The following is an 18,687-nucleotide window of genomic DNA, read 5'->3' on the forward strand; positions in this document are numbered from 1 at the left end:
TGTTTTTAGAATGTTTTGTTTAATGTTTGAATTTTGAACTAAAAGTGTTTATCGGTATTATTTTTTAAGTAACTTAATTAATATGCGTATGGAATTGACAATTACTCTCATTATCAAGTTTGCATTAGGTGTTCAAATTATTCTTACTCTATTAAGCTTATTGTTAGCTTTAAAATTTGCCCACAAATTTTCATTGTATTCAACTTTGGATTTATTCCAAAAATCTATTCATAGTATTATTAATTTGTTTTCAAGCCCCAGTCGGCGGCTTTGTTAATGAATAATGTTGTTTCGTATTTGTTGTTTAAATAATTACGATCATTATTATTTATTGGCTTAAAAGTTTCAATGTTTAGATTTTCCTAGAACAGAAAATCTTAAGGAAGCATAATCAACTTCTAATAATATTGAAACCAGAATATTAATAAAAAAATTCCCCGCACATAGTAATTTAATTTTTCTTTTATGAAAATTAAGCTTCAAACAAATCACTTCGTTAGGAAGAATGGTCCAGATCAGTATTTCCTAAAAGTTTTGAGGAACTTATTATTCAGAATGAATAAGAGTGCTCTATGGTATACATAGTTATGTGTAATCCAAATGTTTTTTTTACTGAAATGTAACTTATAGGTAAGCCCCAAATACTTTAAGTGCATTTTAAAGTATTGATTATTAGTGTTTTTTATAATTGCATAAGCATACGTGTTTATCGCGACAGGTTATTTATTGTCCATTTTCTAATCTTCCAAATTATGAAAAGAAATTTTACTTTTTGCGATCTCATCTTTAAGAAGAGATTAGTGGGGCTATTATTTTTATTCCTATTATGTAGTAATGCTTTTTCTCAGACGGTTTGTAGACCAGTGTCACAAACAAACAGTCAGGCAGGTTTACTATGTATAGGTTTGGATGTAAGCAATCCCACATTGGCCTATGATGTTGATCCGGGCCTAACGACATTTGCCACGCCGCAAAATGCAGTCGGACTTCTTTGTGCGGTCGAGGAGACCATGACATTGAATCAGACTGTAAAAGCAGGCGATGAAATTGTACTTTATTTAGGTACTGGAAACGGTTTGCTTGATGTTGGACTACTGTCTAACGTATCAATTCAAACTAAACTTTCCGGCACAGATGTAGGTCCAAGAGTGGCGCTTAACAGCCCAGTTTTGAACCTAAGTTTGTTATCTGGCAACGCCATCGGAGAGGTGAGATACACTGTTCCGGGTGATGCCAATCAAGTACAAATTCAAGTTGGAGGACTTTTAAGTCTTCTGGTTAATTTAAGGGTTTATGATGTTCGTTTGGATTTTGCCAAACCTACGGTAACTGGTGGTTTAAATCAGACCATTTGTTCTGGAACCGCGACTACTTTGACTGCTACACCTGTGGCAGGAACAACTTTAGCATGGTATGGTTCTTTATCATCTACAACAGCTTTAGCAACAGGAAACACTTACACAACTCCAAACTTAACTGCAAACACTACTTATTATATAGGAGTAACTCGAGCAGGTGGATGTGAAGGAAATAATCGAGTGCCAGTTGTTATTAATGTCTCTAATCCGGTAGCACCTGCAATCAGTTCATCTGGGACAGCAGTTTGTTCAAGTGGTATAACACAACAAACAACATTGTCTTTGATAAATCCAATTCCGGGAACAACTTATAATTGGTATTCTGTATCATCAGGAGGAACAATATTAGCAACAGGAAATTCTTATTCGCCAACAGTTCCTCTGGGAACAACTAGCTTTTATGTAGAAGCTGTTATCGGAAGTTGTATAAGTCCGACTCGAGCTCAAGTTGACGTAATATCTAATCCAGTTCCCGCTGTGGCAACAGCATTGACTCAAAGTGTAACTATTCAGTCAGGGCAAAATGCAACATTGAGTGCAACAACATCTGAAGCAGGGGTAACTTTAAATTGGTATGATGTTCCAACAGGAGGAACTGCAATTGCAACTAATACCTCAACTTTTACCACTCCGATTTTAACTGCTACAAAAACTTACTATGTAGAAACTCAGAGTGCAACTGGCGGTTGTGTTAGCGCTTCAAGAACTGCTATTACTGTAAATGTTGTAAGCACTCCAGCAGGTGGATGCTTATTAGCAAACAGTCAGCAAACGAGTTTAAATGGTCTTTGTTTATTGTGCGGCAGTACAAATCCGGACAATTCTGTTGATGGAGATATTAATACTGCGAGCACGTTTAACAGTGCCTGTTGGTTTAGTAAATGGATGGATTCAACAAACATTACAGTTTAACAATCCTGGTAAAGCGGGAGATATTATAGATGTTGAATTAGAATTACCTGGTGGTGTTCTTGATTTAAGTTTATTAAGCTATATTAATTTGGCAACCTATAATGGAACAACTTTTAATAATGATAGAGTTTCGATAAATAATTTATTGAACGTTCAATTATTAGGAGGAAATCGCTTTAGAGCTAGTATTACTGCCGGCGCAAATTTTGACCGTGTAGAAGTTCGTTTAGGTGGTTTGGTAGCGACTTTAACAAGTTTAGATATTTATCAAGCAAGTTATAGATATGCAGATTCAAATGTTACTGGAAATAAAATTATTTGTAGTGGACAAAGTACTACATTAACTGCAGGCCTTGCTGTTGGAGAAACCGTTAACTGGTATTCTGCGACCACTGGTGGTGCTTCATTGGCAAGTACTGCAGTTTTTACAACACCAAATTTGACTGCTGATACAACTTATTGGGCAGAAATAACTAGAAATGGTTGTGTAAACAGTGTACGCTTTGCCGTTCCAATTACGGTTAATGATCCTGTGGTGGCAACTCTAACCGGAGGCTCTGCAAGTATATGTCAAGGACAAACGGCTACAATTAGCGTTCAGTCTCCAGTAGCTGGAACAACTTATAATTGGTATGATGCGGCAACCGCTGGGAATTTAGTATATACAGGAACTGCTTTTACAACGCCAGCTTTGACATCTTCGACAAATTATTATGTTGAATCAGTAATTGGAAGTTGTACAAGTTCAACGCGTACACAAGCATCAATTACTGTTAATCCGTTGCCAGCAGACCCAACTGTTGCTTCTTCGACAGTAATAATTCCATCGGGACAAGTTGTTACTTTACAGGTTTCAAATCCTGTGGGAGGAGTAGTTTATGACTGGTATGACGTGCCTACAGGAGGAACCGCTATAGTGACTAATCCTAGTTATACTCCAAGTCCTGCTTTAACAGCAAATAAAACATATTATATAGAAGCAAGAACTGGTGCAAATTGTGTCAGTGCTTCAAGAACAGCTATTAATGTTGTAGTTACGCCTCCAGTACCAATTACTTCTTGTTTGCAAGCAAATGCACAAGTAACTTCAACTGGAGGAATATTCGGATTAGGATGTCTTACTTGTTCCTCTTCTAATCAAGGTGATTCTGTAGATGGAAACAATTCAACAGTCGCAAGACTGACTGTTCCGGTTGGTTTGGTCAATGAGTATATACAGCAAATATTGACTTTTTCTACTTCAGGAAAAGCTGGTGATATTATAGATGTTGAATTAGGAATTCCGGGAGGAATTGCCGATGTAAGTGCTCTTTCATATATAAGCTTAAGAAGTTATAATGGAGGAACGCCAAACGGTGATCAAGTTGATATTGGATCATTAGTAAGCGTTCAATTATTAGGAGGTGAACGTTTTAAAGCAAGTTTTGTAACGTCCGGAGATTTTACAGCAGTTGAAGTTCGTTTAGGGGGAATAGCAACATTGCTAACGAGTTTAGATATTTATGGAGCTTCATTTAGATATAAAGAAGCAACTGTTACAGGAGCATCTTTACCAATTTGTTCAGGAACTTCAACAACGTTAACAGCTTCAACAACAGCTGGTGATATTCTTAATTGGTATGATGTTGCTAGCGGAGGTACAGCTTTAGCTACAAGCACAAATACCTATAATACAGGAAATTTAACAAGTTCTAAAACGTATTATATCGAAGCTGTTCGCGGTGGTACTTGTATAAATAGCGTTCGTCAGCCTGTAACGGTAACAGTCTTGCCATTAGCAAATGCATCAAATATTACAATTGCTAGTCCGGTGGTGTCATCTTGTGCAGGAACTGCAGTGTTGTCTCCAACTTCTAATTTGGCAGGAGCACAATTTAAATATTATACTGATCAGGCCAAAACACAAGAAATTATAACTGGTTCAACAGTAGTGGCACAGCCAGGAATTACTTTTTCTAAAGACCCATCTACTGGAGCACTTACTATTAATGGATTTACTTCTGGAACATCTTATACATATTATGTTTCTGTTGGAAATACTGCAACATGTGAGAATGATGTAAATACACTGCAACCAGTAGTTGTTAATTTTCCAGCAACTACTACAACTTTGACAGTAACATCTCCATTAGTTGCGTGTGGAAGTGCTAACTTAAAAAATGCTATTACGGCACTTGATACAAGTGGAAATACAACATATACTTTCTTTGACCCTTCAGACGTAGTTATGACAGACGAAGCGGCTATGAATATAACAATTAGTGGTGTTTACTCGGTTCAGGCTCAAGCAAGCGGAGTTGATTGTCCATCTGCAAAACAAGCAGTAAATGTAACAGTTAATCCGTTGCCAAGCTTGACTGTCGATCCTGCTCAATCTGTTGCTCAAGGTACAAATGTAACTTTGAATGCAACTTCGAATGGAACATTAGCATGGTATGATCCTCAAGGAAATGCATTGGCAGGACCTCCGTTTACCACAGGAGCATTAAATATTCCAGGAATTTATACCTATACTGTTGTAGCGACATTAGGATCATGTTCAGTAACAGGAACACTTTCAATCAATGTTAAAGATCCAGACAATTGTCAATCATTAACTGAAAGAGTATATGCAACAGGACAAAGTTGGAGTTCAATTGTTACAGGTGGTGTTTCCAACGAAGCTAATGCAGTTGATGGAAATCCTCAAACATTCTCAACTATCACAACAGGAGTTGGGCTGTTAGGAATTGGTACAACTTGGCAAGATTTAACTTGGCCTTCAACAATTGCAAAAGGAACACCAGTAACCGTTAAGCTTGGTTCTGAATATAGTGGATTAGGTGTTGCGCAAGGAGTTTCTGTTATTGGAAGAAAAGCAGGAGTCGATATTGGCGTAATGCAGTCTGTTTCAGGAGCGTTATTGAATGTGCTTCCTGGAGATAATGCTTATGAATTTACTTTTGTTCCTTCAAATGCGACTGGTCCGCAAGATTATGATGGAATCAGAATTGTATCAGGAGCTCTTTTGAGTGTTGCTCAAAATACTAAAGTTTATGAGGCTTATTACAAAAAATCGGTTGCTACAGTTACATGTACACCTGGAGACATTCAAGATATCTTTTACGGAACAACTGATTTAGGGCTTCCTGTTGGAGCACTGACTTCAACTGTTGGAGTAAGCGATGCTTGGAATGTAGCTGATAATGATGTTACAACTTTCGCAACAATGTACAGTGGAGCAGGAGTTCTTGCTTCGGCAGATATGACAGTTCAGTTTAAAACTCCATCTGTAGTAAGCGATACATTAAGAATTGTGATTTCAAAACCAGGTACAATTTTGAACGTTAATTTATTGACAGGCTTTAGCATTCAACGTTATTTAGGAAACGTTGCAGTTGGAGCTCCAATTCAAAACAATAGTACATTGTTAAGTTTGAAATTATTATCTGCAAATACAATGGCGATGGTTTTGGTTTCTTCACCTACAGAATCATATGACAGAGTTAGAATCCGTTTTGGTGGTGTTGCAGGAGTTTTGGAATTTTTGCGAGTTCATACAGTTGAGCGAGTTGCAAATACCTCGGTTATAGGAGGAGATCCGACTAATAAAGTTACGGTCTGTCCGGGAGGTACGGTCACTCTTCAAATACCACAGGAAGCTTGTTCGACCTATGTTTGGTATGATTCGCCTACAGGCGGTGCAATAGTTGCTAATGGTATTACCTATGCAGTTCCAGCTACATTAGGCGCGGGAACATATAAATATTATGTTCAGCCAGTTCGTTATGGATGTGAAGCAATGACAAGAGGCGAAGTTACAGTTGAGGTTAGAGCGACAAGTCCAGAAAATATCTTAGCTGATATTACTTTAAATGGAGGATCAACAACCTCGATCTGTGCTCCTTCGGGAACTGTAACTTTGGCTACAAGTTTGGTAGGAACATTTACAAATCCCGTATATCATTGGTACAAATTTGACGGAACGGTGAGCCAGCCAATCGCTGGTGCAACAGGACCATCATTAACTGTTAATAGTTTAGTGCCAGGAACCTATACTTATTTTGTTGGTGTTAGTTCAGATGAATATTGCGAAACTGCCGAAGCAGATAGAAAACAAATAACATTTACTATTTTGCCTCCTTCAGTAGCAACGGATATAGAAGTTGACGATTTAACAGTATGTAATGGAGTTGCGGCGTCATTGACGCCGACTGCACCAACATTGACAAATCCTGTTTTCACTTGGTACGCTGACAACAATAAAACTCCTCTTGTAAACAATACGCCTGCAGGAGTAACTTATTCAGTAAGCACTGCGGGAGTTTTAACAGTTACAGGTTTAACACGTGCTGTGAGTCCAATAACTTATTATGTTGCGGTTTCTAGCGATGGAACTTGTGAAAACTTAACAGGAACGTTGCAAGATGCTGTAATTATTATTAGTGATCCAAATACACCAACTACAACAAATTCTACTCAGAATTTCTGTTTGATCAATAATCCAACAGTTGCTAATATCCAAGTAAATGAATCTAATGTAGTTTGGTACAGTAGCGATACATCAACAACTCCTTTGTTATCTACTGATGCTTTAGTGAGCGGTACTTATTATGCTACAGCAAAAGATCCAATTACAAATTGCGAAAGTAGTGTTCGATTGGCAGTAGCAATTAATGTAAACGATCCAGGCACTCCGACATTGGTAAATGCGGGAACACAAAACTTCTGCTTGGTAAACGCTCCGACATTTGCAAGCGTTCAGTTCAACGAGACTAATATCGTTTGGTACGATGCAATGACAGGAGGAAACTTGATTCCATCGACTCAGGCATTGGCGAGCGGCACTTATTATGCTTCGATCAGTGATCCGGCAACAGGTCGCGAAAGCGCGACAAGATTGGCAGTTGTAATCAACGTTAACGATCCAGGCACACCGACATTGGTAAATGCAGGCACACAAAAATTCTGTTTGATCAATGTTCCAACATTTGCCAGCGTTCAGTTCAATGAAACAAACATCGTTTGGTATGATGCAATGACGGGAGGAAACTTGATTCCATCGACTCAGGCATTGGCAAGTGGCACTTATTATGCTTCAATCAGCGATCCGGCAACAGGATGCGAAAGCGCGACAAGATTGAGCGTAACGATAAACGTAAACGATCCAGGCACACCGACATTGGTAAATGCAGGAACTCAAAACTTCTGCTTGATCAATGCTCCGACATTCGCCAGTGTCCAGTTCAATGAGACAAATATCGTTTGGTACGATGCAATGACAGGAGGAAACCTGATTCCATCGACTCAGGCATTGGCGAGCGGCACTTATTATGCTTCAATCAGCGATCCGGCAACGGGATGCGAAAGCGCGACAAGATTGAGCGTAACGATAAACGTAAACGATCCGGGAACACCGACATTGGTAAATGCGGGAACACAGAACTTCTGCTTGGTAAATGCTCCGACATTTGCAAGCGTTCAGTTCAACGAGACTAATATCGTTTGGTACGATGCTATGACAGGAGGAAACTTGATTCCATCGACTCAAGCATTGGCTAACGGAACTTATTATGCTTCGATCAGTGATCCAGCAACTGGCTGTGAGAGCGCGACAAGATTAAGCGTAACGATAAACGTTAGCGATCCGGGAACACCGACATTGGTAAACGCAGGAACTCAAAACTTCTGTTTGATCAATGCGCCTACATTTGCAAGTGTCCAGTTCAATGAAGCAAACATTGTTTGGTACGATGCTATGACAGGAGGAAACTTGATTCCATCTACTCAGGCATTGGCAAGCGGCACTTATTATGCTTCAATCAGCGATCCTGCAACAGGATGCGAAAGTGCAACACGATTGAGCGTAACGATAAGCGTAAACGATCCGGGCACACCGACATTGGTAAATGCAGGAACTCAAAACTTCTGCTTGATCAATGCACCGACTTTTGCAAGCGTCCAGTTCAACGAGACAAATATCGTTTGGTACGATGCAATGACAGGAGGAAACCTGATTCCATCTACTCAGGCATTGGCAAGCGGCACTTATTATGCTTCAATCAGCGATCCGGCGACAGGCTGTGAGAGCGCAACACGATTGGCAGTTGTAATAAATGTAAACGATCCAGGCACTCCGACATTGGTAAATGCGGGAACACAGAACTTCTGCTTGGTAAATGCTCAGACATTTGCCAGCGTTCAGTTCAACGAAACAAATATCGTTTGGTACGATGCTATGACAGGAGGAAACTTGATTCCAGCTACTCAGGCATTGACTAACGGAACTTATTATGCTTCGATCAGTGATCCAGCAACAGGCTGTGAGAGCGCGACAAGATTAAGCGTAACGATAAACGTTAGCGATCCGGGAACACCGACATTGGTAAACGCAGGAACTCAAAACTTCTGTTTGATCAATGTACCGACATTCGCAAGTGTCCAGTTCAACGAAACAAATATCGTTTGGTACGATGCCATGACAGGAGGAAACTTGATTCCATCTACTCAGGCATTGGCAAGCGGCACTTATTATGCTTCAATCAGCGATCCTGTAACAGGATGCGAAAGTGCAACACGATTGAGCGTAACGATAAGCGTAAACGATCCAGGCACTCCGACATTGGTAAATGCAGGAACTCAAAACTTCTGCTTGATTAATGCTCCGACATTTGCAAGCGTTCAGTTTAATGAGACAAATATCGTTTGGTACGATGCAATGACAGGAGGAAACCTGATTCCATCGACTCAGGCATTGGCAAGTGGCACTTATTATGCCGCAATCAGCGATCCGGCAACAGGATGCGAGAGCGCGACAAGATTGGCAGTTGTAATCAACGTAAACGATCCGGGAACACCAACATTGGTAAACGCAGGAACTCAAAACTTCTGCTTGGTAAATGCTCCAACATTCGCAATCGTTCAGTTTAATGAAACAAACATTGTTTGGTACGATGCCATGACGGGAGGAAACTTGATTCCATCGACTCAGGCATTGGCAAATGGTACTTATTATGCGGCAATCAGCGATCCAGCAACAGGCTGTGAGAGCGCAACAAGATTGAGCGTAACGATAAACGTTAGCGATCCGGGAACACCGACATTGGTAAACGCAGGAACACAAAACTTCTGTTTGGTAAATGCTCCAACATTTGCAAGCGTTCAGTTCAACGAGACTAATATCGTTTGGTACGATGCTATGACAGGAGGGAATCTGATTCCATCGACTCAGGCCTTGGCAAGCGGCACTTATTATGCCGCAATCAGCGATCCTACAACAGGATGTGAGAGCGCGACAAGATTAAGCGTAACGATAAACGTAAACGATCCAGGCACACCTACATTGGTAAATGCAGGAACTCAAAACTTCTGCTTGATCAATGCACCGACATTTGCCAGCGTTCAGTTTAATGAGACAAATATTGTTTGGTACGATGCTATGACAGGAGGAAATTTGATTCCATCTACTCAGGCATTGGCGAGCGGTAATTATTACGCTTCAATCAGCGATCCGGCGACAGGATGCGAGAGCGCGACAAGATTGGCAGTTGTAATCAACGTAAACGATCCAGGCACACCGACATTGGTAAACGCAGGAACTCAAAACTTCTGCTTGGTAAATGCTCCGACATTCGCAAGCGTTCAGTTCAATGAAAGCAATATCGTTTGGTACGATGCCATGACAGGAGGAAACTTGATTCCATCTACTCAGGCATTGGTAAATGGCACTTATTATGCGGCAATCAATGATCCGGCAACAGGATGCGAGAGTGCAACAAGATTAAGTGTGACAATCAATGTGACAAATCCAGCGACTCCAACAACTACAAATGCGACTCAGGTTTTCTGTTCAGGAAATATGCCTACAGTTGCCAATATTCAAGTAAATGAAGCGAATGTGGTTTGGTATAGCACTATAACAGGCGGAACAGCAATTCCAGCAACAACTGTGTTGGCGACTGGTGTTTATTATGGGGTAATCAAAGATCCGGTAACTGGTTGTGAAAGCGAGCATAAGATTAGCTGTAAATGTTACAGTTGGAAATACAATTAATCCGACTACAACAAATGCTTCTCAAAGTTTCTGCTCAACATCGGCGCCAACAATTGCTAACATTCAGGTAAACGAAAGTAATGTTACTTGGTTTACTTCAGCGACTGGCGGAACACCAATTCCAGCAACAACTGCTTTAACGACAGGTACTTATTTTGGAAATATTGTAGATCCTGCAACAGGATGTGAAAGTTCAACTCGTTTACAGGTTACGGTTACGGTTACAAATCCAAGTCCGACACCGACAACAACGAATGCAACTCAAAACTTCTGTACCTTGAATTCACCAACAGTGGCTAATATTCAGGTTAATGAAGCAAATGTAGTTTGGTATAGCACTGCCACAGGAGGAACGGCAATTCCAGCTACGACAGCTTTAACTACAGGAACTTATTATGGAGCTGTTTCAAGTGCAATTGGCTGTGAAAATCCAGTTCGTTTGGCAGTTGTGGTAAATGTGAATACTCCAGGAGTAATTACAACACCAAGAACAACGCAAACATTCTGCTTATCAAAATTGCCGACACTTGCTAATATCTTGGTAAATGAACCAAATGTCGTATGGTACGCTACGGCAACAGGAGGAACACCTTTAGCGACAAATACACAATTAACTGCTGGAACTTATTATGCATCAGCTCTTGCTAATACAACAAATGGATGTGAAAGCGCAACAAGATTAGGAATTACAATTGCATTCGAAAATGACGCATTAGTTCCAATTACAACAAGCGACGATACGCCATGTGTTTTCCAAGGTGTAACTTATTCAGTAGCAAATGGTAAATCAAATTATGTTTGGTCAGTTACGAATGGAACAATTATTTCTGGTGGAGGAACTGCCGATGGAAATGTAACAATCTCATGGTCAGATATTGGTGCAGGTACTGTTAAGGTTACGTACATCAATACTTGTGACGAGACAACGACCAAAACATTGAATGTTACAGTAGCAACCTGTTCAGATTTAACGATTACAAATACAGTGAGTAATCCGACTCCAAATTTTGGTGAGCAAATAACATTCACAGTAACAGTAAATAATGTTGGACAAGGAAACTTCATAAATACACTTGTAAGCGACTTATTGCCTAACGGTTATGAATTAATTAGTTCTAGCACAACTCAAGGAACATTTGACCCGGCAACACAGCTTTGGACAATTCCAACACTAAATGCAGGTCAAAGTGTAGTTCTTACGATTGTTGCCGAAGTAGTTCACGGAACTGATTACTTATCTGTTGCAACTATTGAAATTTCAACTCCTTTAGATATTTCTGCGACAAACAATACGGCTTCCGCTTCGGTTGATCCAATTTGTTTGACAGTGTATAATGAGTTCACACCAAATAATGATGGTGCTAATGACTTGTTCCGAATTGACTGTATCGAATCATATCCAAACAATGAGCTGAAAGTATACAACAGATACGGTGCATTAGTGTACAGCAAACAGCATTATGAAAATGATTGGAACGGAACTGCCAATGTATCTGGAGTTATTAGTAGAGGAGATATGTCGCCTACAGGTACTTATTTTTATGTGATAGACATTGGAGACGGAACGGTTAAAAAAGGATGGTTATCTATAATGAGATAAGCAGACATTGTTAATCATCTAATTAATTAAACTAAATAAGTATCGTTATGAAACTATATATAAAATCATTAGAAGCATATTTTATACTGATATGCTCTTTTATCACAGTCTGTGCCAGCGCACAGCAAGATCCGGAGTATACGCAGTATATGTACAATACAATGGCGGTAAATCCAGCTTATGCTGGATCTACCGGAACATTGGAAGCAACGCTTTTGCACCGTTCACAATGGGTTGGAATTGATGGCGCTCCAGAAACACAATCGTTCTCGATTCATGCACCACTTCGAAATGAAAAAGTTGGTTTGGGACTCAGTGTCGTTAACGACAAAATTGGTCCGTCAAATGAACTTTACCTTGATGGAAACTTTTCTTATTCTATTCCGCTTGGATATGAAAAAAGATTAGCTTTTGGTTTGAAAGCCGGTATGAGAATGTTAAACGTAGATTGGTCAAAAGGGAGGTATTATGATCCAAATGATGTTTTGTTGAATCAAAACATTGACAATCAGGCAAAATTAGCTGTTGGGGCAGGAATCTATTATTATACAGATAAATGGTATGTTGGAGCATCAGTTCCAAGTTTTATCCAGAACACTTATTACGATGATGTTCAGGAATCCATCGACTATGATCGTTTGCATTATTATTTCATGGGAGGTTATGTTTTTGATTTGAATCCAAATTTAAAATTCAAACCTGCATTTTTAGTGAAAGCAGTGAGTGGGGCACCACTTACTGCTGATATATCGGCGAATTTTATGATTGCTGAAAAGTTTGTGATTGGTGGTTCATACAGAACAGATGATTCTGTAAGTATCCTTGCTGGTTTTCAAATTTCTAAAAGTTTTTATATTGGATACGCTTTCGACTATACGGTTAGTGATCTGAATAAATACAATGACGGATCGCATGAGATTATCTTGCGTTACCAGTTTAATAAAGGCGAAAGTAAAATCAAATCCCCTCGATTCTTCTAAATCCAAAACCTATGAAAAAACTATATATCCTAAGTTTAGTCTTGAGCATTACGTTTAGTTTTGCTCAAAAGACTAATTTAAAGAAAGCGGATGCCCTGTTTAGAAATTATGCATACGCAGATGCATCAAAGGCGTATGAAGAAATTCTGCAAAACAGCAAAAATCCATCGGTACAAACGTTAAAGAACGCCGCCGATTCGTATTATTTTATTTCTGATGAAAGAAATGCTATGAAATGGTATAAAAAATTATACGAAGCACAAGGCAATAATTTAACCGATATCTATTACTTGCGTTATATTCAGACTTTGAAAGGAGTCAAAGATTATGATCAAGCAGATAAAATGACAAAAGAATATCTGAATAAAAAAGGCGATCAAAGCGAGATAAACCGATATGTTGCGCAGAAAAAACAACTCGACAGTTTGTCTAAAGCAAAGTCACTTTATACAGTCAAAAATTTGGATATCAATACCAGTAAATCTGATTTTGGAGCTACTTTTTTCAAGACAGAATTGTGTTTACATCTGCTAGAGATACCACAAAGTTTAGTGAAAAGTTATATACTTGGAACAATCAGCCTTTCTTGAATCTGTATTTGGCAGATAGAAATCAAGCTGATGGAAGTTTGTTTAATGAAACATTATTTCTTCCAAACGTAATGACAAAGTATCATGAAGCAACGGCTTCTTTTGATGCAAGTGGAAAAACCATTTATTATTCTACGAATATTGTCAAAAAGAATAAATTGGTAATTGATGAAAGCAAAACTAATAATTTTCAAATCGTTAAAGGAGATATCGTAAACAATAAATTAGAAAATCCGCAACAGCTTTTCTTTGACAATGCTGATTACTCGGTTGGACATCCTTCATTGAGTGAAGATGGAAAATGGCTTTTCTTTGCTTCTGATATGAAAGGCGGAATTGGTCAAACCGATTTGTATTACGTAAAAATTGCCGACGACGGAACAATGAGTTCTCCAGTAAATCTTGGTCCAAAAATCAATACGCTTGGTAATGAGGTTTTTCCATATTTCAGAAACGGAAAGTTATATTTTTCTTCTGACGGACATTATGGTCTAGGAGATTTAGATGTTTACGAAAGCAAACTTTTGCCTGACGGAACTTTTTCTAATCCAGTCAATTTAGGCGAACCAATTAATAGCAATAAAGACGATTTTACTTTCGTAATTGATGGTGCAGAAACGTATGGTTATGTTTCATCAAATAGAGAAGGAGGAAAAGGCGATGATGACATTTATTCTTTTGCAAAAGGAAAACCGGTTTGTAATCAGACGGTTTCAGGTATGGCAATAGATAAAAAGACGAGATTGCCTCTTACAGATGTTTCAATTATGGCATATAATTCATATACAGAAATTCTTGGTGAAACAAAAACAAATTTTGAAGGTAAATATGCGATTGAAGTGCCTTGCGGAAAAGTTGTAAAAATGATTGCCGCAAAGCCAAATTACGCCAGTGACGAAAAAACAGTTGAAACGACTAAAGAAAACGGTGGCGAAATCAAAGATGTCAATTTTGAATTGAGTAATTATGATGATCTAGTTGTTAAAAGCAAAGGTGTCGAAAAAGTCGATGTTAAACCAATCTATTTTGATTACGACAAATATGATATTACGCCTTTGGCGGTTGAAGAGTTGACTAAAGTCGTTTTTATTATGCAGAAGTTTCCAAACATCAGAATCAAGATTGAATCACACACGGATTCTCGAGGGAAAGACTCGTATAACTTGAAACTTTCAGATAACAGAGCAAAATCAACACGCGATTATATTATTTCTCAAGGAATCGATGCTTCTCGTATTGAGAGTGCAAAAGGTTACGGAGAAAGTAGATTGATTAACAAATGCAAAAACGGAGTAAAATGCACCGAAGAAGAGCATTTGTTAAATAGACGTTCTGACTTTATCATTATCCAGAAATAGTTTTATATTTGCAGGCTAATTATTTGATTATCAATGCTAAAAATGTAAAACGAAGAAACCATTTGGAAGTTGGTTTTGTTTAATTCTTTTTAAGAATAATGGACAAGAAGAAAATCAAGTCGCATCGTTTTGTGACTTGATTTTTGATTTTTTAAAACTTTAGTTTCTATGATGTTTTTGAAAAAAATAATCCTAATTTTGATATTCAGTTATTCAAAATTACAATCTGCATCATTTTAATATCTTATGACAATTCAAGAAAATATTCAAGCTTTACGAGAGGAACTTAACCAGCACAATTACAATTATTATGTGCTTGATAATGCTACAATTTCAGACTATGATTTCGATATTAAATTAAAAGAGCTTCAAGAATTAGAAAACAAACATCCGGAATTTTTTGATGAGCATTCTCCAACCCAGCGTGTAGGAGGTGCAATTACTAAAAACTTCAAAACAATTGCGCATCAATATCGAATGTATTCTTTAGATAATTCCTATTCTAAAGAAGATTTGTTAGATTGGGAAAACCGAATTCAAAAGGTTTTAGGAAATGTAAAATTAGAGTATACTTGCGAATTAAAATACGACGGAGCATCGATCAGTATTACGTATGAAAATGGAAGATTAGTCCAGGCATTGACGCGTGGAGATGGTTTTCAAGGCGATGAGGTAACAAATAATATCAAAACGATAAAATCGGTACCATTGCAATTGAAAGGGAATTATCCTGAAAAATTTGATATACGAGGCGAAATAATTCTGCCTTATGCTGGTTTTGAAAAAATGAATCAAGAATTGATTGAAATAGGAGAAACACCTTATTCAAATCCAAGAAATACCGCTTCTGGAAGTTTGAAACTTCAAGATAGTGCTGAGGTCGCTAAGCGTCCGTTAGAGTGTTTATTATATTTTGTTACCGGAAATAATCTGCCTTTTTCTTCTCAATTTGAAGGATTGGAATCGGCAAGAAAATGGGGATTTAAAGTTCCTAAGGAAGCAAAATTGGTTGATAATATGAATGAAGTCTTTGATTTTATAGATTATTGGGATACACACAGACATAATTTGCCTTATGAAACAGATGGTGTTGTCATAAAAGTGAATAATATTCAGTACCAAGAAGAATTAGGCTATACCGCAAAATCACCGCGTTGGGCAATAGCTTATAAATTCAAGGCCGAACAAGTCTCAACTAAATTAAATTCAATTTCATATCAAGTTGGTCGCACGGGAGCGATCACGCCTGTGGCTAATTTAGCTCCAGTTCAATTAGCGGGCACGATTGTAAAAAGAGCATCATTACATAATGCAGACCAAATTGAAAAATTAGATATTAGAATAAATGACACTGTTTTTGTCGAAAAAGGAGGAGAAATCATTCCGAAGATTATTGCAGTAGATTTAGATAAACGACCAGAAAATTCAGAGAAAACGCATTATATTACGCATTGTCCGGAATGTGAGACTGAATTGGTTCGAAATGAAGGCGAAGCCAATCATTATTGTCCAAATTTCTACGGATGTCCGCCACAGATTATTGGCCGAGTGCAACATTACATTTCTAGAAAAGCAATGGATATTGAAGGTCTTGGTGGAGAAACAGTAGCTTTGCTTTTCAAAAACGGATTAGTTCATAATTATGCTGATTTATATGAATTGAAAGTCGAAGATATTTTGCACTTGGAAAGAATGGCGCAAAAATCAGCAGAGAATTTAGTGAATGGAGTAGAAAAGTCTAAAGAGATTCCGTTTGAAAGTGTTCTTTTTGCTCTGGGAATTCGTTTTGTAGGTGAAACTGTTGCTAAAAAATTAGCCAAACATTACAAAAGCATCGATGCTTTGGCGCAAGCTTCACTAATGGATTTGGTTTTAGTTGATGAAATTGGTGAACGAATTGCCAAAAGCGTAATCGAATTTTTTGAAAATGAAGAAAATAAACGAATAATTGAGCGTTTGAAAAGTTATGGTATTCAATTTGAAATAGTTGAAAAAATTAACCCCAACGCTACAGAAAAATTCATCGGAAAAACATTTGTTGTTTCGGGCGTATTTGCTCAGTTTTCGAGAGATGAATTGAAAAAAGCAATCGAAGATAATGGAGGAAAGGTAGGAAGTTCGATTTCTGCAAAAACTGATTTTGTGGTAGCAGGTGATAACATGGGGCCGGCAAAATTGGAAAAAGCCAATAAATTAAATATTCCGATATTATCAGAGGAAGATTTTATAACTAAACTAAATGAAAGCGAATAAACCGTCTTTGATTTTATTTTTTGTAGCCTTATTGTTTACAATAATACTGGACTGCACACAACAGGATATTTTGGCAATTTATGCTAAAGCTGTTGTTTTGCCTGCCATTTTCTTCTATTTCATTATCAGCAGTGATTTTAAAATTGGAAAAACCGAAGGGGTGATTTTTTTCTTTTGCTTCGTCGGGCAGGTCTTTGATCTGATGGATATCGAGATATCAGAACTTGGTGCTGTGATAAGCTTTTTAATCGTTTATTTGTTGATTTTAAAGCTTTTTATAATAGACCACGAAAGAATAAAATTAAAAAGAAAGGATATTCTTCCAGTTTCAATCGTGGTCATATTTATTGTTTATTTGTTGGTTTCTGTATTAAGCCTTCAGCTTGACAACATGAAAAGATTTAATGTGCTTTACACTTTTTACGGAATTGTCTTAAGTGTCTTGAGCTACTATTCATTCGTCACTTATATTACAAAAGGAACACATTTAGCACTTTTAATGTCCTTAATGGCAATAAGCTATATTTTTTCAGACATCTTTTATATTTTCAATCAATATTTTTCATATTCGGTCGTTTTAGTGCTTATTCGCGATGTGACACAAATTTTAGGATATTATTTTATGGTCGAATATTTTCTTGAAAAAACTAGAATTCAAAAAAAGATGTTATACAATAATTGATTTTCCTTGGTTTGTATGGTTCTTGTTTTTGTCAAAATAAAAATCAATTCGGCCTAAATTAATTCCATAACAACCTACTTGATTTACTAGTACATTTTCGCCAGCTTTATTCTTTACAATTGTTGGCTTGTCAAGAAAAGTATGTGTATGACCACCAATGATTAAATCAATATCTTGAGTCAATCCGGCGAATTTTAAATCACTTATTTTTGTTGGCTCATCTTTATAATTATATCCAAGATGCGAAAGGCAGATAACCAGATCGCATTTTTCTTCTTTCTTTAATAACTTCGTCATGTCCTGAGCAATTTCTACAGGATCATTATAAACGGTTTCTTTGTACATTTTTTTGTCAACCAAACCATCAAGTTCGATTCCTACACCAAAAACTCCCACTTTAATTCCGTTTTTGTTGAAAATTTTATAAGGCTTTACAAGTCCGTTCATGACTGTATTTTTAAAGTCATAATTTGAATTGATGAATTCGAATTTAGCATGAGGCATTTGAGCATACAAACCATCTAGACCATTATCAAAATCATGATTTCCGATTGTAGAAGCATCATACTTCATCATGCTCATCAATTTGAATTCCAATTCTCCTCCGTAATAATTAAAATAAGGAGTTCCTTGAAAAATATCTCCAGCATCTAATAAAAGCACATTTGGATTTTCCTGGCGAATGCTTTCAATCAGCGCAACACGACGAGATACACCGCCTTTGTTAGGATTTCGTGGGTCATCAGCAGGAAAAGGATCTATGTGACTATGAACATCATTAGTATGCAAAATAGTCAAATGTTTGATATCGCTAGATTCAAAACTGCTTAATGACAAACCTAAGCTTAATAAAGCGGTACTTGCGACAGTTTTTTCGATAAATTCTCTTCTTTTCATTGAATATGTTTTTTTGCGTAAACGC

The 18,687-nt window shown here is 37.6% G+C and carries 9 protein-coding genes; 8 read left to right on the forward strand and 1 reads right to left on the reverse strand.

The annotated features are described in order from the left end of the window. Positions 1 to 863: 863 nt before the first annotated feature. From ACQ9BO_RS12930 to ACQ9BO_RS12965, 8 genes are all read left to right on the forward strand, one after another. Positions 864 to 2,270 (forward strand): immunoglobulin domain-containing protein, encoded by a 1,407-nt coding sequence (locus ACQ9BO_RS12930; RefSeq protein ID WP_431245006.1) that lies wholly within the window; start codon positions 864 to 866, stop codon positions 2,268 to 2,270. Then, the gene (locus tag ACQ9BO_RS12935) at positions 2,188 to 10,302 is read left to right on the forward strand and encodes a hypothetical protein (RefSeq protein WP_431245007.1); all 8,115 of its coding nucleotides are present in this window, start codon (positions 2,188 to 2,190) and stop codon (positions 10,300 to 10,302) included. The genes ACQ9BO_RS12930 and ACQ9BO_RS12935 overlap by 83 nt, the downstream gene beginning before the upstream one ends. Beyond that, positions 10,250 to 11,902 carry a gliding motility-associated C-terminal domain-containing protein gene (locus tag ACQ9BO_RS12940; RefSeq protein ID WP_431245008.1) on the forward strand — a complete coding sequence of 551 codons (1,653 nt, stop codon included), beginning with the start codon at positions 10,250 to 10,252 and terminating at the stop codon, positions 11,900 to 11,902. Before ACQ9BO_RS12935 ends, ACQ9BO_RS12940 begins: the two co-directional genes overlap by 53 nt. 47 nt (positions 11,903 to 11,949) lie before the next feature. Then, positions 11,950 to 12,882 (forward strand): PorP/SprF family type IX secretion system membrane protein, encoded by a 933-nt coding sequence (locus tag ACQ9BO_RS12945; RefSeq protein WP_431245009.1) that lies wholly within the window; start codon positions 11,950 to 11,952, stop codon positions 12,880 to 12,882. An 11-nt stretch (positions 12,883 to 12,893) separates the two neighbouring features. Then, positions 12,894 to 13,472, forward strand: coding sequence for a tetratricopeptide repeat protein (locus tag ACQ9BO_RS12950; protein WP_431245010.1), 579 nt, complete (start codon positions 12,894 to 12,896; stop codon positions 13,470 to 13,472). Then, the gene (locus tag ACQ9BO_RS12955; RefSeq protein WP_431245011.1) at positions 13,400 to 14,830 is read left to right on the forward strand and encodes an OmpA family protein; all 1,431 of its coding nucleotides are present in this window, start codon (positions 13,400 to 13,402) and stop codon (positions 14,828 to 14,830) included. The genes ACQ9BO_RS12950 and ACQ9BO_RS12955 overlap by 73 nt, the downstream gene beginning before the upstream one ends. A 246-nt stretch (positions 14,831 to 15,076) precedes the next feature. Continuing rightward, positions 15,077 to 17,083 (forward strand): NAD-dependent DNA ligase LigA, encoded by a 2,007-nt coding sequence (gene ligA, locus ACQ9BO_RS12960; protein ID WP_431245012.1) that lies wholly within the window; start codon positions 15,077 to 15,079, stop codon positions 17,081 to 17,083. Continuing rightward, on the forward strand, positions 17,070 to 17,765 hold the full coding sequence (locus tag ACQ9BO_RS12965) for a hypothetical protein (protein ID WP_431245013.1): 696 nt from the start codon (positions 17,070 to 17,072) through the stop codon (positions 17,763 to 17,765). The genes ligA and ACQ9BO_RS12965 overlap by 14 nt, the downstream gene beginning before the upstream one ends. Here ACQ9BO_RS12965 and ACQ9BO_RS12970 read toward each other — a convergent pair. Further along, positions 17,751 to 18,662: a bifunctional metallophosphatase/5'-nucleotidase gene (locus ACQ9BO_RS12970; RefSeq protein ID WP_431245014.1), complete on the reverse strand. Its 912-nt coding sequence runs from the start codon at positions 18,660 to 18,662 to the stop codon at positions 17,751 to 17,753. The two genes, ACQ9BO_RS12965 and ACQ9BO_RS12970, sit on opposite strands and share 15 nt — an antisense overlap. Positions 18,663 to 18,687: the final 25 nt, after the last annotated feature.

The organism is Flavobacterium sp. P21 (genome assembly GCF_050632225.1).
Classification (GTDB): domain Bacteria; phylum Bacteroidota; class Bacteroidia; order Flavobacteriales; family Flavobacteriaceae; genus Flavobacterium.